We start from the raw sequence: 21,653 nt of genomic DNA on the forward strand, positions 1-21,653 counted from the left end.
TATTACACGCATAGCAGGTTGGATTTTTAGCACTTTCAGGTGGAGCATTCAATGCCCAATCCGCAATCACCGACAGGCGACCAGATGCCTGCAGCGAGAACCCGACGGTTCACGCCAATGCGCCGACGCGTGCTCGGCCTGCTCGCCGCGCGTGGCGGATCGGCCACGGCTTACCAGTTGCTTGAGGACCTCAACAGACAGTCCCCTCATGCGGCGCCACCCACCATCTACCGCGCCTTGCAGTTCCTGATTCGTGAAGGCCTGGTCCGCCACGTCTCGACAACGAGTACGTTCCGACTGACCGGGGAGAATCAGGGCCAACACGAGATCTTCGCGGTCTGTATGCACTGCCATTCCGTTCGCCCATTGCACAATACCGAGCTGCAACAAGCGCTGCTCGACACGGCACTGACCGCTCATTTCGAGGTGCAGGGACAGCAAACCGAGATCAAGGGCATCTGTGAGGACTGCAACCAGCTCCACGTGACGAAACCTTCGGCAAGAAAAAAGTAACAATTGGTTTTATTCTTCAATGCAATGATATAACATTGCTGTCGCTTGACAAACTCCGTCCCGGACGACACTTCCGTGCATTGCCGCAACGGCAATAGCGGGCAGCTGCCGCTTTACGCCAGCGTGAAATCGCCCTCATACGAAATTCTGCACCAGGTGGCGAACTCATCATTCGCATGCCTAACAAATAACTGACAAAATGAGAAATCGCCATCACCTCACGCAGGCTGCGCTGCTGCTGTTTGCTTTTGCGGCTCACGCATACGCGGCGCCGGCCGACAGTTCGATAACCGGTGCAATCGCTGACAGTTCAGGCAAGGCCGTCGGCAAAGCGACCGTCACCCTTCAGGACGCGAGTGGCAAAGCGGTAGGGGCGGCGCAGACCGATGCCAACGGTCATTTCACGCTCGACCACGTCACGCCAGGTACCTATGCGATTGTCGTCACCGCGCCCGGTTTTGCCAGCGGCAGCAGCGTCGCGACAACCACATCGGGGCAGGAAAGCTCGGTGTCAATCGCACTCGCAAAGAGTGACACGCTTGATGTGCAGGTCAACGCCCAGCGTCTGAACCGGGCGCGCAACGACCTGCTGCCCGAAACTGGCAGCAGCGTCTATCGCTTCAGTCAGAGTGACATCAACAACCTGCCAGCCGGCCAGAACACCCCGCTTAACCAGGTCCTGTTGCAGGCACCTGGCGTGGCAAGTGACTCGTACGGCCAGTTGCACGTACGCGGCGATCATGCAAACCTGCAGTACCGTATCAACGGCATCATCATTCCCGAACCAATCAGCGGTTTTGGACAATCGCTTGACACGCGAATTATTGACCAGATGAACTTCCTCACCGGCGCCCTGCCCGCACAATACGGGTACCGGACCGCGGGCATCGTCGATATCCGCACCAAATCGGGCGATGAGGGCAGCGGTGGCTCGATCGATGTCTTCGGCGGCAGCCACCAGACGATCCGCACAACCGGCGACGTCTTTGGCAGCCAGGGGCCATTCAGCTATTACTTTAGCGGGTCAGTCGGCGAGAACAATCTGGGGATCGAAAACCCTACGTCGAGCGCCAGCCCCATACACGACCACACGCGTCAGGGGAATGCGTTCGGCTACATGTCGTACATCATTAACCCGCTTACACGCGTAAGCCTGATGTTTGGTACAACCAGCAATCAGTTCGAGATCCCCAATACACCCGGGCTGACCCCGTCGTTTACGCTCAACGGGGCCAATAGTTTCGATTCGGGCCAGCTCAACGAAACGCAATCGGAACTGAACCAGTTTGCTGCGGTAGTGTTGCAAGGAACCAACGGCGGGGCGCTGGACTATCAGCTGGCTTTCGTCACCCGGTATTCGCGCACTCAGTTCAACCCTGACCCGATCGGCGATCTGCTGTTTAACGGCGTAGCGTCGAACGACTTCCATAGCGACAGCGCGAACGGGGTGCAACTGGACACCACATATCGGCTCAACGAAAAGCACACAATTCGCGCGGGCGTCTTCGCCCAGCAGGAACACGCGGTCTTTGACAACAATCTCACCGTCTTCCCGGTCGACGCCAACGGCAACCAGTCCTCCGATCAGCCGGTCAGCATCCCTGATTCGAACACCAAGACCGGCTATCTATACAGCGCCTACCTGCAGGATGAATGGAAGCTCACCAGCAAGCTGACGATCAACTATGGCCTGCGCTACGACAGGATGGATGAGTACGTCAGTGCGAGCCAACTGAGTCCGCGCATTGGCCTGGTGTACGCGCTGACGCCGTCGACCACTATTCACGCGGGTTACGCCCGCTACTTCACGCCACCGGCCTTCGAACTGGTGTCGAACTCGGACATTGCCCGTTATGCGGGCACCACGGCCCAGGTCTCGGGGCAGAACGATCCGGTGCAACCCGAGCGCAGCCACTACTTCGACCTGGGCGTGACGCAGCGGTTGACCTCGGCCCTCACCATTGGTCTGGACGCCTACTACAAGAAGTCAAGCAACCTGCTCGATGAAGGCCAGTTCGGCACCGCACTGATATTTACGCCATTCAATTATCAGTACGGCCGCGTGTACGGCGTCGAATTTACCGCGAACTACAGGCAGGATAACGTGTCCGCCTACGTGAACGTCGCCTTCAGTCGTGCGCAGGGTAAAGACATTAATTCGGCACAATTCAATTTCGGTGCCGACGAACTCGCGTACATCAGCAGCCACTGGGTGTATCTGGACCACGACCAGCGCGTTTCCGCGTCATTCGGTGGCACCTACGAGCTAGGCCAGACCACCTTCACGTTTGACGGCATCGTCGGAAGCGGTCTTCGCAGCGGATTCGCGAATACCGATCGCCTGCCTGTGTACACGCAGGTTAACCTCGGCGTCATCCAGCACTTTAATTTTAACAACCCGCTGATCGGCAAGTTTGATGGCCGCCTGTTGCTGGTCAACGCATTCAACCGTGTGTATGAACTGCGCGACGGCTCGGGTATCGGCGTGGGCGCACCCCAGTACGGACCGCACATCGCTGTGTATGCGGGCATTACCAAGAAGTTCTGATCATGACCAACGGATGCTGAAATGAAAGACTGGACGACTTTTCTGGATGCTGTGCAGCTTGGTGGGTGGGTGATCTATCCACTAAGTGTGCTTGCCATCCTCGCGATCACGATTGTGGTCGACCGCGCGTATGTATTTCTGCGCTTTGCCCGTATGCCCGATACAGGTGCGCGGACCCTGGCCGCCGCAGGCGGGTCCTCCGGTCCCCTCATCGAGGGGTTGGATTCGCTGCCAGCGCGACATGTTTTCAGGCGCTTAAGCGTCCCGCTTGCGGACCGTCCAGTTGCGCCTATCTGGTATCGCGAAGCGAAGACCGAAACGCTCGCGGCGACAATCGAGCAGGACATGAGCAAGGGCTTCTGGGTGCTGGAGACGATCGTAACGGCAGCACCGCTCCTTGGATTGCTGGGCACGATCGTGGGCATGATGCATTCATTCCAGCTGTTTGGCGGAAACGGCCTCGTCAATCCGGGCGGTGTCACGGGTGGGGTCGCCCAGTCGCTGGTAGCAACCGCGGTTGGCCTAGTTGTCGCGTTGTTCTCGCTGTTCGCTTTCAACTACTTTTCACGGCGCCTTGAACGACTGATGGACGAACTCGAGTCGTTTGCAAACGAGCGTATCAGCGAGATCCGCCTCGCTTCGGAAGGACAAGGTGCCGCGCCGTGAAGTTTCGTCGCTCTCGCGCCGCGAAGCGTGGTCGCATTGAAATCATCCCGATGATCGACGTCATGTTCTTTCTGCTGGCGACTTTCATGCTGGCATCGCTCGCCATGCAACGACTGGACGCCGTGAAGGTGAACCTGCCGTCGGGTCATGCTCAGCAAATGTCCGCGGACGGTCCGCCGACTGTGAGTATCGACCGAAGCAACGGGATTTTCGTCAACCACGAAGCCGTTCGTCCCGATCAGGTAGAACCCGCTATCAGGCGCACCCTGCGCCCGGACCATGACGTCATCATCGCCGCCGACGATGCAGCGGGACATGGCGTGGTCGTGCAGGCGATGCTGGCGGCCCGTCGCGCCGGTGCAGAGCATTTTCTTGTTGCGGTTCATCGTGAATAGAACCTGGCCGCTTCTAATCAAGGCCGGTGACAACCGGAAAGTGAGGGTCACGATTGCTGCGGCGCTGGGCGCACTTGCATGGGGAATCCTTCTTGTCGTGCTGGGACGGAGCCTGCTTACAGGGCCGGTACCCGAACGGAAACTGGAACAGCCGTTGGAGATGAGCATCGTTGACATACCGGCTCCCGCTCCAACTCCAAACGCAGTAATAAAACGTTCACCACAGAAGTCCGTTGAGCCGCAAAAGACCTCTCCCCTGAAACAACCGTCAGTCAAACCCGCGCGCACTCAGACGCTACCGATTCGCACGCCCACGCCTGCGCCGAAGTCCCAGCCGGTGCTTACACGAGCTCCGGAGTTCGCTCAAACGGCGACGCCGGAAGCACCCCCGTCGCCCGACCAGAGTGCGACAAGCACGGAGCGAGCCTCCACAGGATCGACGCCCGGCAACTCGCCGGCGCGTGCCATCGCGCAGCCGCTGCCCTCGGTTCCAGACGAATTGCGCGAGCAGGCATACCAGGCGATTGCCATAGCTCACCTCGTCATTCATGCCGACGGATCTGTCGCTGTCGAACTTATCAAGCCCACCCGGTATCCGCGTCTGAATCAGATTCTCGTTGAGACGCTGCGAAACTGGCGTTTCTTTCCGGCGATACGGGACGGACACCCCGTTGAAACCCAACAGGACGTTCGCGTGCACTTTAACGTGGGCTAGCTCTGGAGCGCGCTCCAGTCCGATAGAAGCGGAAGATCGCCGGCCTCGGATCTCATCAAGAGGCGGCATTCGCGCGCGGCAAGCGCCGTGATGGCCACGTATAGCGAGTAGACAGTTACGGACAGCAAACTGGGCGTCCGCAGGGACCGAAAGCATGCGAGCGGAAACGTGTCTTGCTCCACATGGTTTAGGTCCATTCACAATGTTGCGAACCTATTTCATTCCGGCCGGCTCGACGCGTCGGCGATCGTCGAGCATGACCTTGCTCACGGTGTCCAGGCGCTCGATCTGCTCGGCCGCAAAATTGTGATGAAACAGGGTGCCGCGCTCAAGCTGTTGGGACGTGAAATACAGCGCAGCGTCGAATCGGCTCGGGTTCATCCGGCGCTGCAAGCGCATGCCGATTCGCTCAGCAAGGCGTGGAGCGAGTTAACCGCGACCGTCGAAGCGTTATTGCCCACGCTGGCGAGCGAAAGCGAACGCGCGCTCGCCAACGCGAATGCGTTTCTCGAAGCATTCGGCCATATCGTTCTTGCGTGGACATGGTTGCGGCAGGCGATCGTTGCGAGCACTGCGCTACCCAAGGTGAAAAGCGAGGCCGACGGTGATTTCTATCGCGGCAAACTGCATGCGTGCCGGTGGTTCTTCCGTTGGGAATTGCCGCGCGTATCGCTGATGCTTGCCACGCTGCGCGATCTCGACGATACGACGCTCAGCATGGCGCCTCAGTGGTTCTAGGCGCTGCTGCGGCCCAGTGATTCAGAACGCTGTCGCTCACTCAATGCGATAGCGCGCTCTCCAGCTGGGTCACCACGTCGATCAGGCGCGGCCGCACTTCTTCGAGCAGGAATTCTTTCGAGAGCTTGAATGAGGCGCCGCCGACATTGATCGCCATGACCGGCAATTCGCCACCCGGCTGGAAAGCGCGCGCAATACCGTTGACGTCTTTCTGCCAGTCTCCGAACGACGTCGCGACGCCGAGCGTGCGGTAATCTTCGAGCGCGTTCTCGATGCCGCGGCGGGTTTTCGGCCAGGATACGTGATCGAGTTCACGCACCTGTTCCATGAAGCTGAGACGATCGTGCTCAGGGATCGCCGCGAGCCACGCGCGCCCAATCGCCGACGTAGCAACCGGAATGCGCGAACCGACTTCCAGCGTCACCGCGAGCGCAACCGAGCCCCGGCAATTTTCCACGTAGATCATCGAGAGCCGGTCGCGCGTACCCAGAGACACGGTCGCGCCAGTGATGTCGGCCAATTCCTGCATCACCGGCCGGGCGATCTTGCGTACGTCGAGCCGCGCCAGCATCGCGCTGCCCAACGCTAGCGAAGCCGTGCCAAGCCGGTATTTGCCGCTCTCGTTCAAATGAATCAGATAGCCGAGCAACGTGAGCGTATGAGTCAGGCGCGATACGGTCGACTTCGGCAGCTTGCAACGTAACGCGAGTTCCTGATTGCTCAGCGCTTTGTCGCCCGAGCGAAAACACGCAAGTACCTCGAGCCCACGCGCGAGTGCGGTGACGAAATGCCGGTCGTCCTTGTGCGCCTCGTGCGCCGTCCGGCTCGCGAGCACTGGATTTGCCCTGGCGGATGCAACAGGTGGTTGCGCAACCTCTCCGCTGCTCGGGCCGCCGGCCGGATTATCGTTCGGGCTGTGATGGGTTTTGCTCAAAATGAAACGCGCTCCTGCGAAACGGCACCATCTGAATGACAAACCGTGGGCCAGACCGAGGGTGATCCGGGCTGGCGAATTATAGACAAACGCTAACAGTCTTTCAGACCTCTTCTTGCGGCGCTGCCACCACCGGGCTGAAAAAATAAACGGCCGCGCCGATCGCCAGCGGCACGACGGTCACGGCGAACAGCGCGGAGTAGATCCCCGCGTGCGAAAAATGCGCCTGTTTTGCAGCGCCCGCGATCCAGCCGAAACAACTGCTGGTCAGCGCCACGCCGAGAAACACCAGACTATTGAGCAGACCCAAACCGATCCCAAGCCGGCGCGGCGAGATGATGGCACGTGCTTGCGACATCACGAGCGGATGGATCGAGCCGACGGAGAACAACACGCAGATCAACGCGACACTGACCACCCAGTTGCCGTCCGGACTGAGCGCGAGCGCGAGTGCCGCCAGCACACCGGCGATCAGCCACAGCAACGAAATCAGCTTGGGCGCGCAGAACCGCACGGCCACAGGAATACAGAACGACGCGGCGATGCCGATCACGCTGGTGACGGTCATCGCATTGCCGCGAGCGAGGACGTCGAAACCGTAGACGTCGGCGAGATACGGGCCGCCCCATGAGGTACGAAATGTGCTGCCGACCGAAAGCGCGAGGCAGGCCGGCATCAAAGTCCAGAAACGGGTGCACCGTTTCACCGCGCCTGCCGCGTGTTGCGGCGCAGCGAGGCTTTTTTCATGCGCGGCCGCATCGCGCCGGCGCACGAAGCATAAGACGCCAAGCGTGGCGCATAACATGGCGAGCGCAGCGGTGACCATGACCGGACGCCAGCCGAAGCTCGCCGTGGCCCGGCTCAACGGCAACGCGGCCAGCAAGGCACCCGCCATGCCGATCGCACTTGCCGTCGTGATCGCGCGCACATTGCGCGTGCCGTGGCCGGTACGAAGTACGTAATTGAGCAGCCCCATGAAGATGGGCGCGCAACCCAGCCCGATGCCGGCTTGGGCGGCGAGTGCAACGGTTGCGCTTGTGGTCATCGACAGGATGCCGGCGCACGCGGCGCCGATGCCCATCAAAAGCGCGGTGGGTCCACGCACGCCATAGCGGTCGAACATGATGCCAACCGGCAGTTGCGCGATGGCGAATACGAGAAAGAACGAGCCCGCGAACCAGCCGAACATTTGCGGCGAGAAATGGAAATCGCCGATCAGCTGGGTGGAGATTACCGCGATATAGCTGCGGAAAAACTGGCTGAGCACGTAGCTGAATGTCAGGGCCCACCAGCCGTAATCAATCGACGATGCAACGCTATCCGTGCCTGGTTCGTGTAGTTGTTGCTGTACGCCATCAGACATCTGCGCTGCACCTTTTGTGATCGAAGCAGCCATGATAGGCGAATCGTGCGACGGGCGGCTGGGTCAGTTTTTTCAACACTCATGCGTTTGCTGGAGTATTGTTTAAGCGCGCTGGGAGCTTCACAACGTCACTCTTCTACAAGACAGGGTGCTCCATGCGGGCGCGAAAGCGCATGCAGGCGCGTGTTTTTTGCATGCAACGATGCGAAATCAACTTTTCGAGGAATGGAGAAAACGTGAAAACAGTCAATCTATTGAAGGCGCTCGGCATCGCATTGTGTGTGGCGACTGCGTCCAGCGCCTATGCCCAGTCGAGCGACGCGATGGCGTCAGGCACCATGGCGGCTCCGAATTCGAAAGCGATGAAGAGCACGGACCGCAAGTTGGGTCTGGCCGTGCGCAAGGCGTTGGGGAAAGCGCCGGGTTTTGAAGTGTCGAACGTGTTCGTCCGGGCCCGTAGCGGCGCAGTGACGTTGACTGGAACTGTGCCCGATGGCGCGCAGATCCCGCAAGCGGAGGAAGTGGCCAAGGGCGTTGCAGGCGTGACATCCGTGAACAACAAGCTAACGCTCGGCACGCAAGGCGGCGGTGGGGGTTGATCGCGGCTCGCGATTGATTCGCGATTGATCAATGAAGACGGGTTGCGATGGGCGGCGCCGCACGAGCCAATCTGCGGCGCTGCCTTTCGTTCTGCTTTTGGTTCTGAACCGTTCTGATGCTGTCCTGCTATCGTCCTGGTATTTGAAACGGTCCGCCTGGCGCGATTTCACGCTATCTGGGGCCGCTTAAGAAAATGGAAATAAAGCACGTTAGCGCCGGACGAACGTCGCCAGACGATCCTGTAGCGGCCAATCCCGGCAATGTCCGGTCAATGTCCGAAATCGGCCGGGTTTAGGCCTCGCGGGAGGAACGAACTCAGCGTGATCCGCGTAGCTGCTCGTCGATGGTCCTCGTCAACGGCGACTCGACGTCGCCCGTGTGCTTCGTCTGCACGGGCTCGATCAGCACGATCCAGCATTCGTCGGTGGCGACCGGATTGTGCGGCGTGCCGCGCGGCACCACATGCATCGAGCCCGTGGGCAGATCGACAACGCGCCCTTCATATTCGATCTTTAGATGCCCGCGCACGACGAAGAACAATTCGTCCTCGTGCGCGTGGTTGTGCCATACGAGCTGGCCGCGCACTTTGGCGACCTTCACGTACTGATCATTGACCTGCGCGACAACATTCGGCGACCAATATTCGGACACGTCGGCGAATGCGGCTTCAAGGTTGAACGATTCGGCAAACGGATTGGAAGACATGCTTATCTCCAGGTCGGAATGACGGATGCGGCGAGCAGCGCGCTCATCGCGAAATTGAGCGTGCGCCAGTGAAGCGGCGTCCGCAAGAGCCGGGCGAGAAGGACGCCGAGCGTGCACCACAGCGCGAGTGACGCGCACGCGCCCACGCCGAACAGCAGCGCGGCCCACACCCGTTCAGGAAAAAGCCTTCCGCCTGCTGAACATTAGCCCCGCCTGTACCCAGTAACTGAGGCCCCCGGCCCGCGTAACCGCGGCAAACCAAGGACTTGCGCGCGCCGCGCGCTCAAAGTTCGGGCCAGGAAGACCGCAATTTTCACTGACTCAGACCGGGCGTTGGTTGTCTGGCAAGCCCATCCAGGACTTCGGCGAGTTCGCCAGGCATCAAAAAAAACGTAGAATGATCAGCGTTCAACGTGACGACCTTTTCACACGGCTGCAGCAACTGCATTTGTCGCTGAAGTGCGAGCGCGCGGCCCGTCGACTTTGGCCAAGACTCTGGCCAAAATTTGAAACCTGCCAGTCCTTCGTCCATGGCTGGAACGCCTACTCCAGTTTCCCCGCCACGTGGGCGAGCATCGCGTTGGCGATCTGATGGTTCTCGCGCGCTCGGAGCGCTTCGCCGGCGCCCCGAATGTCCCTTGGTTCCTTATTCTGGCTCAGCTTGGTTTTGCCGACCAGTCGCGTGATGTCGATCTGCAGGCCGACGATAGACTTGAGCAGGGTATCGACGAACTCCCTTGGGGCGTCGGCCATCATCCAGGGCTCAGGTTCCGAGGCCTCGTGCGTGCTGGTCAACCGGCCAACGAGGCCGCGCACATATCGCTCGCTATCCTGAACGGTGACGCGTCCGTACGCGTGGACGACGATGTAGTTCCAGGTCGGCAATTGCTTGTGGAACTCGTGTTTGCTCGGGTACCAGTTTGGGGAGATGTAGGCATCTCCTGCCCGAAAGACCACGAGCACCTCGTCGCCGTTCGCGACGTCCTGCCATACCGGATTGGCCCGCGCGACATGCGTGTGCAGCACGCCCAGTTCGCCCTCCCCCGATGCCAGTTCGAACGGAAGGTGGTTGGCGTCCAGCCCATTTTCCCCGTGCGTGATCAGGGTACCGAACGGATATTCCGCGATGCGCGCGTGCACGATCTCGGTGCGAGACTCATTGAAGTGGGCGGGTACGTACATGCTGGTTCCAAGAAGTGTTGAGGTGTTGAACGGTACTGTTTCGAACTTTCGGTTTCCCAAAGGTCATCAATCGCACAATTGCTGGTACGTGAGCTCAGCTACGAGCACGCCTCGGCGGAAATCCTGCGCACGCCGAAGGAGTTCGCTTACGAGGCGGTCAAGCAACCGTTTGACGGTCCCATGTCGCCCGGTCCCGGTTGTGGCTGCGGGCAGGTAATCGTCTGCAGTACCTTGGGCCCGCCCGCGCGAGAAATGTGGATCGTTTGCACACCCTGTCCGCTCCGTTGCTCAGCTGTCCAAAAATATACCGATGGCATTCCATTGAATCAAACAAACATTCCGTTAGACAGAATTGCCCGTTTCCAATCGATGACCATCGGTGCGCTTGCTTTCTGCCACAAGCGAAGCAGAGAAAGATCTGATCAATCAATGCCAATCCGTTAACGGAACGAGGTGCTATCCGGCGTGCGCACGTGGTGAGGTCGCCCCTTTTCGGTCGCGACACACAGTTGCGCGTGCACGTAGTGCGATGTCGCGCAGTCGCGAACGGAACTCGCTCGCCCTGCCCGCCTTACCGCGACACAACCAATGCATCTACCGGCGCGCCAATCGCAGCGTCTCTTGTCGCCTTCGCGTGCTCGACCTGGAGGTTCACCGGTATCGGCACGCCGTTCTTCGTCGCCGTCACTTCTGCGAGGATTGATATCGCGATTTCCGGCGGCGTGCGGCTGCCGATATAAATCCCCGCCGGACCGCGTAGTCGCGCAAGCTGTGCGTCGCTTAGATTGAATTCCTTGAGCCGCTCTCGCCGCGCAGCGTTGTTGCGCCGCGAGCCAAGCGCACCGACGTAAAACGCGGATGTCTTCAGCGCTTCCATCAGCGCGAGATCGTCGAGCTTCGGATCGTGCGTGAGTGCGATCACCGCACTGCGCTCGTCGAGATTCATCTCGAGGACCGTATCGTCGGGCATCGTACGCACGAGCTTCGTGCCGGACACATCCCACGTGTCCATGTATTCCTCGCGCGGATCGCATACCGTGACTTGATAGTCGAGTCCCACTGCAATCTGGCACAAGTAGCGCGACAACTGTCCAGCGCCAATCACGAGCATCCGGTAACGCGGCCCGTGGACCGTCGTCAGTTGTATCTCGTCGAAGTACACACCTTCGGTCGCAGACGCAGGCCCGAGCGTGACTGCGCCCGTTGCCATGTCGAGCGTGCGCGCCACCAGCTCGCGGCGTCCGAGCGCCTCGTACAACGCGTAAACGCCGCTTTGCTGCGTAATTGGCTCAAGCACGAGTTGCATCGTGCCTCCGCACGGCAGCCCGAAGCGACGAGCCTCCTCGGCACTGATCCCGTACTCGACCACTTCGGGTGTCCGTTGGGCGACGCCGTAACGACGCACCCGGTCGATGAGGTCGTCTTCGATGCAGCCGCCCGATACAGAGCCCACCGCATGACCGTCGTCGCGCAGGACAAGCATCGCGCCCTGTGGGCGCGGTGACGAACCCCAGGTCTTCACCACGGTCACGAGCAGCATACGGTGGCCGCGATCGAGCCAGCGCGTGGCCGCGTCCAGCACCGCCAGGTCGATACTGTTCATGCTGGCCTCTCCCTTTTTGGTTTGGTGGTTAAGCAATCGCTTCGTGTCCGGATGGGGAGCCTCGATCGATCGGGCATTGGCAGGACGCCACCGTCACGCACGGGTGTCCGTCCGCTTACTGACTGCCGAACGGTTTTTTGACTGTCAGCTTGCTGATCACGGATCTCACGCCCGGAACGCCTTTCGCGATCTCGGTCGCCGTGTCGATTTGCGAGATGTCCGCCACCGTCCCGTCGAGCGTCACCGCGCCGCGCTTCACAATCACGCTGATGTCGCCGGCATTGATCTCCTTGTCCGTCACGATCGCGGCGTAGACCTTGCGGCGCAGCGCGAAATCGGCTTTCCAGATGTCCTTCGCCTCCATGCCGCCTGAAGCCGCGTTCGCGGTTCCGCTCGACGCGCCACTCGATCCGCCTTCGCTTGCCTGCGCCCAGACATATACGGATGCCGAGGCGATCAATACGCTGGCGGCGGTCCTGAGTGCCCTGTTAGTCTTCATTGAATACTCCAGCTCTCTTGTGGTGGGATCAGAAGCCATGGCGGATGCCGACCATCGCCGCGGTGCTCGAGGTACCCTCGGGAACCGGCGCGCCGTAGGCGATCGTCTGGCTCATGTTGCCTCGGTTGTTGACGTGGCCAACCTGTGCGTAGGCGATGGTGGACTTGGACAAGTTGTATTCGGCGCCCACCGCGAACAAATTCGATTGATTGGACGAAACGTTGCGGTCCTTCAGGTAATAGAAGCCCGAGGTGACCTTGAAGAACGGGGTGAACCTGTAGCCGAGCCCCCCGGAAATCATCTCGAAGTCGTCGTGACTGCCATTCGCCGGATTCTTGCCGATGCTGTACGACGTCGACACAGACAAATCGTGGAACGTGTACATCGCGCCCAGATAGTAGAAGCGGTTGTTGTCCCGACCCGTAGACGGCGCCGTAATGATCGCGCCAGTAGCCGTCGTCGTGAACGGATTGGTGTCGTGCCCGTTGTAGTACACGGCCGAGAGGTTCAGGCCAAAGTTCGAATACTTGAGCACCGCCGACTCGCGCGTGCCGCCCTGGAACTGCCCGGGGACGCCACCCGGCGCATATTCCAGCGCAAGCGATGCGCCGTAGAACTTCGGCGACTGATAGACAATGGCGTTGGCGTCGTACAATGCACCGATCGCGCCGTTCGTGCTGGTACCTTGCCAGCCCGCAGCCTGGTTCAAGCCGAGCCATGCGGTGAGGATGCTGCCGAAGAATTGCGCGCCCCGTACGTCGGTGTCGGCCATCGCAAAGATCATCGGCACGAACTGGCGGCCCGCGTCGATCGAGCCGAACGGACCGGAGATGCCCAACGTCGTCTGCTGGTTGAAGACCGCAGTGGAGGTCGGCGTGTCGCTCAGTCCAAGTTTCCCGTTGGGGCTGGCGAATGCTCCCTGGAGCCTGAAGTTGACCTTGTAGCTGCCTCCAATGTCTTCGGCACCCTTGATACCCCAGAAGCTTGTGAAAATCCCCGCGTCCTTGAGTTCGTACACGTGCCCGAGATTCACTTTCGACTGGAAATTCGGCGCATTCGTGCTTTGATACAGCAATCCGGTATCGACGGCGCCATATAGCGTCACCGACGACTGCGCGTGTGCCGCGACCGCCCACGCAACGAGCGTCGAGGCGCCTATCACTTTCAAATTCATGTTGTCTCCAATGTTGTATTTCTTTGCCGGATGGGTCCGGCGTGGTCATCACAAGAGTCGCAGTGCGTGCAAATTGCCGATCTACGATCATGCGCATTCACGAACCGGTATCGACGAAGCTTGTTGAGTGGCGCGCTTCGAACTTCCGCGTCGTCTTTTCAGCCAGTCTCCGGGCCAAAAAATATAGCGGCCAGTCCCATTCCGAATACGGTAGCGAGAGCGATTCCTACCGTACGAAATCCCAGATGTGCCGACGCAGACGACACGATCAACGGTCCAAGCGCGGTGAACAGACGTGCCATATTCCAGGCGAAGCCTTGGCCCGTGGCGCGAACATGGAGCGGAAAAAGCTCAGTCAGGTACAGCGCGACTATCCCAAATCCCCCCAATCCGAAAAAACCGAATCCAAGCATCGCGACATAAAACGTCCCCAGTGTTTTCGCGCCGCCAAAAAGTGCAACGCCTGCAATCCAGGCGCCTGCACAAAACACCGCATAGACGGTCCGTCTGGAAATACGCGGTATCAAAGTCACGAGGAGTAGAATCGAAGCGAATCCAAGTATCGCGCCGACGTTGGTCGCCATGAAAGCGATGCCCGTCTGCCTCGTGAATTCCGCGTTGCCGGCGGATGGGAAGAACTCTCTCAGCAATGTGGGAAAGAGGATGGATGCCCCCCAGCTACCGATCATCATTGCCGAGGCAATGAGCGTGCCCACCACGGTTCGACGACGCAACTGACGGCCAAATATCTCGGATATCGAGCCCATTCCCGGACCTGCGTGACGCATTGCGACCGCATGCGACTGCTCCCAACTAGCCGATTCCGGTGTGATGAACCGCAGGCCAAGGCTCGCGACTGCCGGTACCGCCCCCATGCCAAGCACCCAACGCCATCCAGCACCTGACAGAAGGATCGCAAGCGCGGAGGCGGCAATCAGCCCTACCACATTGGCAACTTGCATGACCTGGACAGCCTTCGCCCTGTGTTTTTCCGGCCAGGTCTCCACGACAAGCGCGGCGCCAGCGGCCCATTCCCCCCCGATTCCAAAGCCCGCCAGCATCTGAAACACGAGGAGTTGATGCCAGTCCCGCGCGAAGGCACCGGCTGCCGTGAATACCGAGTAGATCAGCATCGTGCCGAGCATCACTCGAGCTCGCCCAATTCGGTCTGCCAAGACGCCAAACAGAATGCCGCCGATGCCCCAGCAAACCAGTTTCGCGCCGACAATGAGCCCCCCCATCTGCAGGACGCTGCCTTGTGAAGCCCCGAGCAGGTCGTGAAGGGCCGGCACCATGACCATGGTGAAAAGGTAGAGATCCATCGCATCGAACATCCACCCCATATACGCGGACGCAAGCACAATCCAGGCTGCCTTGCCCACGCCAGAAGCACCGACATTGCTCCCGCGGTCTGTCGACTCGAACGGAGTCGTGTTCGTCTCCATCTGCTCATCTCCTTCGTTGTACTACTTATACTTATGCAAGCACTCGCCAACACTTCGATGCCATCGTGTGCCGGGCATCGCACGGCTCACTAGAAGCTGCTGCCTTTTGCCAACCTGACCCAATTGAAAAGAAACAGCAACGCAAGAAACTATGATGAATGCGGCCTGGCCAACCACTGCCTGCACTTCGCAACCACCGTTGCCCACAACAAGCCGAGCACGGAAATCTCGTTCGTTGAGTCCGCAGTGTTGTCGCTGCGTGTTGCCGCCACGGGTTCTCTTTCTCCCGTGGATGTTGAAGCGAACGCCTCCGCGTCGACTAGCGACGCCTCTGTTGCAGCCGGACGATCCGCGAGTTTCTTCAGCAAATTTGCCGTGAATTGACGGACCATTTGTTCCGATACGGCGTTGATGATTCCAACCCCGCGGCCATACTGCGCCACCTGCCCCGCCATCTGCACAGTGGTGCGGACGTCGATCTGAGTGCCGGCGGCGTCACTGAGTCGCGATAGAGAAAACGTGCTCACCGTAGTGGCCGATCCCCGGTTCTTGGTCTCCTGCCATGTCGCTTCGACGGTCGCCGCATACCCGTCTCCCAACGGGGCGTTCAATGTGACCGTGCCGGCGAATTCCATCGCGATTGGACCCAGCCTGACGCGAATCATCCCCTTATACGAATCTTTGCCGAGTGTGTCCGTCAGCGTCGCACCGGGAAAGCAGGACGCGACCAGCGGCACGTCGAGTAGTGCCTTCCAGGTGTTCGCGATAGTCGAGTCGACCGAAAAGCGATTTACGATTTCCATACTTCCCCACCTTCATCCGTGTATTTCGCAAACAGGCCTAACAAAACTTCCGCGTACGCATCGGGCGTGTCGACACATGCGAGGTGCGCGGCAGCGCCCAGCGTTCGCTCCTTCGCGTCCGGGATTCCTTGCGCCAACTTCGCCGATACGGCTCTGGGTATGCTCATGTCGAGTTCGGCGTTCAGCACGAGCGTCGGCACCTCGATGTCGCGCAAAAGACCGGACACGTCATCCGTGGAAATGGCGCGCAATATTTCCAGGTAATCCGTTGAAGCCACCGCCGCAATCTGCTGGGCAAGCCGTTCCCGTTTCGCATAGGCGGTGTTCCTGTGGAGGGTCTGCTCCACGTACATGCGTGCAAAGAGATGCATAGGCAGTTTTTTCAACATTCCTTCGGCTGCGGCGAGCCGCTTTTCCACCGCGGGTCCTGAAACGCCTGCGTAAGCGCTCGACAAGACCATGACAGCAACGCGTCGACCCAACTTCGCGGCAACGCGTACCGCAGTCAGTCCTCCCATCGAGATACCCACCAGGCCAAAACAATCGAGACCAATGGCCTCCGCCACTGCGACGACGTCGTTGGCGACAGCGTCCGCATTCCACATGCTTCGCTTCGTCGAGTCGCCATGACCTCGGGCATCTATCGCCACGACTCTATATTTCGCGGTGAGTGCGGGCAGAATGTCGTCCCACAGCGCGCTCGATGTGCCGAGACTGTGCAGCAAAACGACCGCGGGCCCATTGCCGACGTCAATATAGGCAATGCGTTCGCCGTCGACGGTCAGAAACCGCTTCTCGTGGGACGGCACGAACGGCGCTGTCACGTCGAGGCGCGCCGCAATCGATTCCGCCAGAACGTCGGCGGCAAGCGTGGCAAGCTTTGGCGAAGGCAGACCGGGCGACTCGCGCAGGAAGGTCTTGACTCCGCGTAATGCCTGTGGAGCCCGGCTGTTCATGAAGGCGATGAAATCGTCCAGCGCTTTGTCCAGTTCCCAAGGAGCGACAATTTCGCCGATCAGCCCATAGTCCAGAGCGGTCGCCGCGTCGATGGGCTGGCCCGTTAGAACCAGACGCGAAATCGCTTTGACATGGACACGCGCGACGAGAACGGACATCAGCAGTGCAGGAGCAAACTGCTTCGCCAGTTCATCAGCCTCGAACTGGCTACGCACGTCGGCGACCGCATGGTCGCTCGCTGCAACGATTGCGCAACCTATACCCGAAGCGAGCCCTTTGACGAAACAGGCAACAGGTACCCCACTCGAACGGATTGCCTCATAGAGTGCGAGAATGGGCGCCGCACCCCGTGCCTTGATTGCGGGGCGTGGATCTTCCGTTGGGGAAAGCGCCGGCGGTGGCGATGCGGCCCGCCCTGCGCAGAAGTTCTCGCCCTCCCCGGACAAAACGATGGCCACGGTGCTCTCGGGCGGATAGCCGATCACCTGCGTGAGCGCTCGCATCATCGAGTCATCCAACTCGTTCTTGCCGTCAGCGCTGTTCAGGGCGATATGCAGAACATTACCCTTCATCTTCAGCAGAAGATTTTCATGCATGCCGAACTCCTCGTTCATCGCGATTTCACGCCGGGTGATGGCATGCCTGGTACAAACTGCCGAACAACCCCCTGATTCTGAAGTGTCCTCAGTGCGTCGGCATCGAGGCCGACGTACTCCCCGAGCACGACGTTCGTGTGCTCCCCCAGATGGGGTGGGTAACTCGCTTCGGCATGCCCCGGGTCATCAAACTTGATTGGATTGCCGGGCACGCGCACATGAGATCCTGCTCGACTGCGAAGCTCGACGACCATGTCTCGATGCGCGACCTGAGAGGCATTCAGTGCTTTATCAACTGTCTTGACCAGAGCGGCCGGAATCGAAGCCGCATTCAGCGAATCGAGCCAACTCTGCGCCGGTTCGTCACGGAAGCGCGCCTCCAGTATTTCCCATAGCGCCACCTTGTTCACGAGCCGTGTGGCCGAATCCTTGAATCGCGGGTCGTGTACGAGGTGTGGCAAACCGACGGCCTTGCACAGGTCCGCCCACATGCGTTCCGTGTTGGCGGTCACGACCAGTGAAACACCGTCGCCACATTCGAACGCGCGGTAGGTCGGTATCGAATCGTGGCCTCGTCCCTGCGGTTCCGGCACTTCGCCCGACAGCAGGTAATAGGCACCTTGATAACAAAGCATCGCGATTTGTGCGTCGAGCATCGACACATCGACGAACCGTCCTTCGCCGGAAGTTTGGCGCTCGACCAGCGCAGCAAGAATGCCCATCGCGCCATACATGCCGGCCGCCAGATCGCCAATCGGAATGCCGGCGCGAACGGGCGCCCTGCCGGACTCCCCGGTCAGACTCATACCCCCCGACATCGCCTGCACGATCATGTCGTAAGCGGGTAGATCCCTGTCCGGGCCCGTCTGTCCGAACCCGCTGATACTGCAATAGACGAGCCGCGGATTGCGCGCGCGAAGCTCCGCGTCACCAAGTCCGAGCCGCTCCATCACACCCGGGCGATTGTTTTCTACAAGGACATCGAAATGCGTGGCCAACTCCCGAACGAGTTCGGCTCCCTTCTCCGTCTTGAGGTCAATGACAACACTCTTCTTGTTGCGATTGACCGCGAGATAGTAGGCGCTGTCCCCCTCGACGAAATGGGGGGGCACGCCCCGCGCGAGTTCGCCCCCCGGCGGCTCGATTTTGACGATCTCAGCGCCGAGGTCACCGAGGATTTGCGTTCCGAAGGGGCCCGACAGGAACTGCGTGAGGTCTAGAACCCTCACACCGCTCAGCGGACCAGTTTTTCCAGAGTCCATATCGTTATCCAGCAAGTTCTTCGTTCAAGGTGTGTCGAGGGCGACGTCGCTGTACGCGCCGGCGGCATGCAGACTATCAAAGATCATTTCAGGCAGCACGGGTGTTTCGTCAAAACGAATTGACCATCGGCTCAGCGCATCCTCAATGGCACTGACGATCGCCGCGGATGCAGGAATCGTCCCGCCTTCCCCGGCCCCTTTGACGCCGAGAGGGTTGTTCGGCGAGGGGGAAACAAGATGCGCCATCTCTATGTGGGATGGCATGTCGAGTGCGGTAGGCAGCAGAAACTCGGCAAAATTCGTCGCAAGCGGCTGGGCATTCTCGTCGTAGCCGTGGCGCTCGAGCAGCGTATTTCCGATCCCATGGGAAATAGCGCCAATCACTTGCCCCTCGACGAGCATCGGATTGATCACGGTCCCGCAATCGTGTGCAACGCCATAGCGCAAGACCTTTACGTAGCCAGTCCCGATATCCACCTCGACTTCCGCGAACGCCGTCCCGTTGGCGTAGACGCTGGCTTTCGGGGAGAAATAATGCGTGACGGTCATGCCCGCATCCAGCCCGTCAGGTAGCGTGAACCCGGGAATCCCATAAGACATTCGAGCGATTTGCCCAAGCGGCAACGCCTTTTCCGGCTGGCCTCGCACGCGTGCGGTGCCACGTGCGATCTCGATCTGATCCAGCGGAACACGAAGGGCGTGTGCGGCGAGCCCCCTGATTTTTCCAGCGAGCTTGCCGCATGCGATGTGAATGGCATTTCCGGCGTTGACGGTGATCCGGCTCGCGAATGTCCCGATGCCCATTGCGAGCTTGCTCGTATCGCCGACGACTACCGTAATGGCATCCATCTCGACGCCGAGCTGATCGGCAGCGATCTGGGCAAAGATGGTTTTCATTCCTTGTCCTTGCGCACCGGCACCACCGACGTCCAGGTGTATGCGTCCGTCGTTTTGCAACGTGACTTCCGCCCCTTCATAAGGGCCGAGGCCGCAACCCTCGACATAGTTGGCAAAGCCAATCCCGAGATACCGTTGCTGCGCGTGCGCGTCCTCCTGACGGGCGCGAAACGCATCCAGATCGGCAAGCTCGACCGCCTTTTCCTGAGTCTCCGGATAGTCGCCGGAGTCATACACCATCGGCGCACCGTCGCGGAATATCAGGCCAGTTTTGTACGGCATCTGGTCCGGCTGCACGAAATTGCGGCGTCGAATTTCCAGACGGGCGAGGCCGAGCTGGTCGGCTGCCGCATCGAGCATCCGCTCCATCGCGAATACCGCTTTGGGCCGCCCCGCGCCACGCACCGGCGTGGTGGGCACCATGTTCGTGCACGCCACTTTCAGCTTCACGTCGAATGCCGGGACGACGTACGGACCCAGCGACGAGGTCACCGCGATAATCGGCACGACAATACCCCAAGGCACGTACGCACCGTTATCGTGGACCACGGAGCCGCGCACGCCGAGGATCTTTCCGTCCTTGTCGAGCGCCATCTCGAGATTCCACAATTGATCACGCTCCTGCGTAATGCACAGGAAGTGCTCGCGCCGATCTTCGGTCCACTTGACCGGCACACCCAGCTTGAGTGCTGCCGAGGCCACGACCAACTCTTCCGGATAAACGATACCCTTGGGACCGAAAGCCCCTCCGACGTCCGGCATGATGACCCGGATCTTCGCTTCGTCGTAGCCGAGCGCTTGCGCGAGAAGACGTCTCTCGAGGTGCGGCGCCTGGCCTGAATTCCAGACGGTCAGATCACCGGTACCGGCATCTAGCCGCGCGAGGGTCGCGCGGCACTCCATCGGGTGCGCAGTTCCGCGATGATGGGATATCTCGCGCTTGACCACGTGCGCGGCGCGCGCGAAGGCCGAGTCGACTTCGCCGAAAGCAAACGGCATGTCGAGGAGGAGGTTTGTGGGAACGTCGCTGTGAGCCCATGGCGCATTCGGGTCGTATATCTTCCTGATGTCGCTGGCGACCGGCAGTACCTCGTAATCGATCTGCACCAGGTTAGCGGCGTCTTCGGCGATGTACCGGCTTTCCGCAATGACAACGGCAATCGCCTCGCCGACGTAGCACACCTCGTCCGCGGCCAACGGCGACCACATGCGCGGCTCATTCAGCATGTGCGTTGGTGCCAAGACCGGAATTGGCCGCCGATGTGCTTCATCCAGGTCAGCGAATGTCCAGACATGGTGTACGCCCGGTACGGCCTTTGCTGCTTCCGCATCGATGTGCTTGATGCGGGCGTGCGCGTGAGACGATCGCACGAAACAGCAATGCAATGTTCCGGGAAGGTGGATATCGTCGACGAATTGCCCCTCGCCTTTGAGCAGCGTGGGGTCTTCGGTGCGCTTGACGGGTTTGCCGACATATCGCGCACCCACGGTCGAATCCGAGGGGGGATCGCTGTCTTTTGAGTGTGCGGTAACCAGTCCGAAAACGGGATCGGGCTCGCCGCGCATTCGGGCGGCCGCGAGTAGCGCCGCTTCGACTATGGCCTGGTAGCCCGTGCAGCGGCAGATGTTCCCGCTGATCGCATCGCGAACTTCGGCCTCGGACGGGTCGGGGTTGGCTAGCAGAAACTCCGTTAGCGTAGTCAACATGCCTGGGGTGCAGTATCCGCACTGCAATGCATGGCGATCCTGAAACGCCTGCTGCAGGATGCCGAGCGAGCCGTCGGTATTCGCCAGCCCCTCTACAGTTGTGACCGTCCGCCCGTCGACCTGACCACAAAGCTGAAGGCAGGAGCGCATGGAACGTCCATCCACCAGTACCGTGCATGCCCCGCAAACACCATGCTCGCAGCCGTAATGCGTCCCTGTCTTGCCAAGCTGGTGACGAAGAAAATCGCCGAGCGTCGCTCTGGGGTCGATGTCGCAGGTCATTGCCTGTCCGTTCAGTTCGAAGGCAATCCTTCTCTGTTCTACGAACTCGATTCTCTGATCCATGATGAC

Annotated in this window: 21 protein-coding genes; 7 read left to right on the top strand and 14 right to left on the bottom strand. The window is 60.1% G+C overall.

Annotation, left to right across the window (positions count from 1 at the left end; translation table 11 throughout):
- Nucleotides 1-51: 51 nt before the first annotated feature.
- The 4 genes from B0G76_RS26320 (at nt 52) to B0G76_RS26335 (ending at nt 4,122) form a co-directional block, all read left to right on the top strand.
- Nucleotides 52-513 (top strand): Fur family transcriptional regulator, encoded by a 462-nt coding sequence (locus tag B0G76_RS26320; protein WP_120295099.1) that lies wholly within the window; start codon nt 52-54, stop codon nt 511-513.
- A 199-nt stretch (nt 514-712) separates the two neighbouring features.
- Nucleotides 713-3,061 carry a TonB-dependent receptor gene (locus B0G76_RS26325; RefSeq protein ID WP_120295100.1) on the top strand — a complete coding sequence of 783 codons (2,349 nt, stop codon included), beginning with the start codon at nt 713-715 and terminating at the stop codon, nt 3,059-3,061.
- Nucleotides 3,062-3,082: 21 nt separating this feature from the next.
- Nucleotides 3,083-3,727 (top strand): MotA/TolQ/ExbB proton channel family protein, encoded by a 645-nt coding sequence (locus B0G76_RS26330; protein ID WP_120295101.1) that lies wholly within the window; start codon nt 3,083-3,085, stop codon nt 3,725-3,727.
- Nucleotides 3,724-4,122: a biopolymer transporter ExbD gene (locus tag B0G76_RS26335; protein ID WP_120295102.1), complete on the top strand. Its 399-nt coding sequence runs from the start codon at nt 3,724-3,726 to the stop codon at nt 4,120-4,122. The genes B0G76_RS26330 and B0G76_RS26335 overlap by 4 nt, the downstream gene beginning before the upstream one ends.
- Before the next feature lie 363 nt (nt 4,123-4,485).
- Here the strand turns inward: B0G76_RS26335 and B0G76_RS44125 are convergent, their stop codons facing one another.
- Nucleotides 4,486-4,653 (bottom strand): hypothetical protein, encoded by a 168-nt coding sequence (locus B0G76_RS44125; protein WP_259460891.1) that lies wholly within the window; start codon nt 4,651-4,653, stop codon nt 4,486-4,488.
- On the opposite strand from B0G76_RS44125, the gene B0G76_RS44130 reads away from it, so the two are divergent.
- Both B0G76_RS44130 and B0G76_RS26350 read left to right on the top strand, forming a co-directional pair.
- Nucleotides 4,622-4,837, top strand: a complete 216-nt coding sequence (locus tag B0G76_RS44130) for an energy transducer TonB (protein ID WP_259460870.1) — start codon at nt 4,622-4,624, stop codon at nt 4,835-4,837. The genes B0G76_RS44125 and B0G76_RS44130 overlap by 32 nt on opposite strands.
- A 168-nt stretch (nt 4,838-5,005) precedes the next feature.
- Nucleotides 5,006-5,575 carry an acyl-CoA dehydrogenase C-terminal domain-containing protein gene (locus B0G76_RS26350; RefSeq protein WP_259460736.1) on the top strand — a complete coding sequence of 190 codons (570 nt, stop codon included), beginning with the start codon at nt 5,006-5,008 and terminating at the stop codon, nt 5,573-5,575.
- A 40-nt stretch (nt 5,576-5,615) separates the two neighbouring features.
- Here B0G76_RS26350 and B0G76_RS26355 read toward each other — a convergent pair whose 3' ends face one another.
- Nucleotides 5,616-6,410, bottom strand: a complete 795-nt coding sequence (locus B0G76_RS26355) for an IclR family transcriptional regulator (protein ID WP_120295105.1) — start codon at nt 6,408-6,410, stop codon at nt 5,616-5,618.
- Between the two features lie 202 nt (nt 6,411-6,612).
- On the bottom strand, nt 6,613-7,872 hold the full coding sequence (locus B0G76_RS26360; RefSeq protein WP_183082147.1) for an MFS transporter: 1,260 nt from the start codon (nt 7,870-7,872) through the stop codon (nt 6,613-6,615).
- Between the two features lie 236 nt (nt 7,873-8,108).
- Between B0G76_RS26360 and B0G76_RS26365 the strand changes: the two genes are divergently transcribed.
- On the top strand, nt 8,109-8,471 hold the full coding sequence (locus B0G76_RS26365) for a BON domain-containing protein (RefSeq protein ID WP_120296827.1): 363 nt from the start codon (nt 8,109-8,111) through the stop codon (nt 8,469-8,471).
- Between the two features lie 316 nt (nt 8,472-8,787).
- On the opposite strand, the gene B0G76_RS26370 is transcribed toward B0G76_RS26365, so the two are convergent.
- From B0G76_RS26370 to B0G76_RS26425, 11 genes are all read right to left on the bottom strand, one after another.
- Complete coding sequence (locus B0G76_RS26370; RefSeq protein WP_120295107.1) at nt 8,788-9,177, bottom strand: cupin domain-containing protein; 390 nt, start codon at nt 9,175-9,177, stop codon at nt 8,788-8,790.
- 313 nt (nt 9,178-9,490) lie between these two features.
- On the bottom strand, nt 9,491-9,709 hold the full coding sequence (locus B0G76_RS26380) for a hypothetical protein (protein WP_120295108.1): 219 nt from the start codon (nt 9,707-9,709) through the stop codon (nt 9,491-9,493).
- An 11-nt stretch (nt 9,710-9,720) separates the two neighbouring features.
- Complete coding sequence (locus B0G76_RS26385; protein WP_120295109.1) at nt 9,721-10,359, bottom strand: FMN-binding negative transcriptional regulator; 639 nt, start codon at nt 10,357-10,359, stop codon at nt 9,721-9,723.
- 571 nt (nt 10,360-10,930) lie between these two features.
- Nucleotides 10,931-11,962 carry an XdhC family protein gene (locus B0G76_RS26390; protein ID WP_120295110.1) on the bottom strand — a complete coding sequence of 344 codons (1,032 nt, stop codon included), beginning with the start codon at nt 11,960-11,962 and terminating at the stop codon, nt 10,931-10,933.
- Nucleotides 11,963-12,077: 115 nt separating this feature from the next.
- Nucleotides 12,078-12,461, bottom strand: a complete 384-nt coding sequence (locus tag B0G76_RS26395; RefSeq protein ID WP_120295111.1) for a BON domain-containing protein — start codon at nt 12,459-12,461, stop codon at nt 12,078-12,080.
- Nucleotides 12,462-12,489: 28 nt separating this feature from the next.
- Nucleotides 12,490-13,635 (bottom strand): porin, encoded by a 1,146-nt coding sequence (locus B0G76_RS26400; RefSeq protein ID WP_120295112.1) that lies wholly within the window; start codon nt 13,633-13,635, stop codon nt 12,490-12,492.
- A gap of 158 nt (nt 13,636-13,793) precedes the next feature.
- Nucleotides 13,794-15,080 (bottom strand): MFS transporter, encoded by a 1,287-nt coding sequence (locus B0G76_RS26405; RefSeq protein ID WP_120295113.1) that lies wholly within the window; start codon nt 15,078-15,080, stop codon nt 13,794-13,796.
- A 149-nt stretch (nt 15,081-15,229) separates the two neighbouring features.
- A complete protein-coding gene (locus B0G76_RS26410) occupies nt 15,230-15,883 on the bottom strand; it encodes an SRPBCC family protein (RefSeq protein ID WP_120295114.1) in 654 nt (217 codons plus the stop codon).
- On the bottom strand, nt 15,871-17,436 hold the full coding sequence (locus B0G76_RS26415; RefSeq protein ID WP_183082148.1) for an alpha/beta fold hydrolase: 1,566 nt from the start codon (nt 17,434-17,436) through the stop codon (nt 15,871-15,873). The genes B0G76_RS26410 and B0G76_RS26415 overlap by 13 nt, the downstream gene beginning before the upstream one ends.
- A gap of 14 nt (nt 17,437-17,450) precedes the next feature.
- Nucleotides 17,451-18,713, bottom strand: coding sequence for a CaiB/BaiF CoA-transferase family protein (locus B0G76_RS26420; RefSeq protein ID WP_259460737.1), 1,263 nt, complete (start codon nt 18,711-18,713; stop codon nt 17,451-17,453).
- 9 nt (nt 18,714-18,722) lie between these two features.
- Nucleotides 18,723-21,647 (bottom strand): molybdopterin-dependent oxidoreductase, encoded by a 2,925-nt coding sequence (locus tag B0G76_RS26425; RefSeq protein ID WP_120295117.1) that lies wholly within the window; start codon nt 21,645-21,647, stop codon nt 18,723-18,725.
- Nucleotides 21,648-21,653 lie beyond the last annotated feature (6 nt).

The sequence above is a fragment of the Paraburkholderia sp. BL23I1N1 genome (assembly GCF_003610295.1).
GTDB lineage: Bacteria > Pseudomonadota > Gammaproteobacteria > Burkholderiales > Burkholderiaceae > Paraburkholderia.

Coding starts and splice junctions, on each gene's coding strand:
- B0G76_RS26320 (WP_120295099.1), top strand. CDS start 52: ATGCCCAATCCGCAATCACCGACAGGCGACCAGATGCCTGCAGCGAGA.
- B0G76_RS26325 (WP_120295100.1), top strand. CDS start 713: ATGAGAAATCGCCATCACCTCACGCAGGCTGCGCTGCTGCTGTTTGCT.
- B0G76_RS26330 (WP_120295101.1), top strand. CDS start 3,083: ATGAAAGACTGGACGACTTTTCTGGATGCTGTGCAGCTTGGTGGGTGG.
- B0G76_RS44125 (WP_259460891.1), bottom strand. CDS start 4,653: ATGGCAATCGCCTGGTATGCCTGCTCGCGCAATTCGTCTGGAACCGAG.
- B0G76_RS26360 (WP_183082147.1), bottom strand. CDS start 7,872: ATGTCTGATGGCGTACAGCAACAACTACACGAACCAGGCACGGATAGC.
- B0G76_RS26370 (WP_120295107.1), bottom strand. CDS start 9,177: ATGTCTTCCAATCCGTTTGCCGAATCGTTCAACCTTGAAGCCGCATTC.
- B0G76_RS26380 (WP_120295108.1), bottom strand. CDS start 9,709: ATGGACGAAGGACTGGCAGGTTTCAAATTTTGGCCAGAGTCTTGGCCA.
- B0G76_RS26385 (WP_120295109.1), bottom strand. CDS start 10,359: ATGTACGTACCCGCCCACTTCAATGAGTCTCGCACCGAGATCGTGCAC.
- B0G76_RS26390 (WP_120295110.1), bottom strand. CDS start 11,962: ATGAACAGTATCGACCTGGCGGTGCTGGACGCGGCCACGCGCTGGCTC.
- B0G76_RS26395 (WP_120295111.1), bottom strand. CDS start 12,461: ATGAAGACTAACAGGGCACTCAGGACCGCCGCCAGCGTATTGATCGCC.
- B0G76_RS26400 (WP_120295112.1), bottom strand. CDS start 13,635: ATGAATTTGAAAGTGATAGGCGCCTCGACGCTCGTTGCGTGGGCGGTC.
- B0G76_RS26405 (WP_120295113.1), bottom strand. CDS start 15,080: ATGGAGACGAACACGACTCCGTTCGAGTCGACAGACCGCGGGAGCAAT.
- B0G76_RS26410 (WP_120295114.1), bottom strand. CDS start 15,883: ATGGAAATCGTAAATCGCTTTTCGGTCGACTCGACTATCGCGAACACC.
- B0G76_RS26415 (WP_183082148.1), bottom strand. CDS start 17,436: ATGCATGAAAATCTTCTGCTGAAGATGAAGGGTAATGTTCTGCATATC.
- B0G76_RS26425 (WP_120295117.1), bottom strand. CDS start 21,647: ATGGATCAGAGAATCGAGTTCGTAGAACAGAGAAGGATTGCCTTCGAA.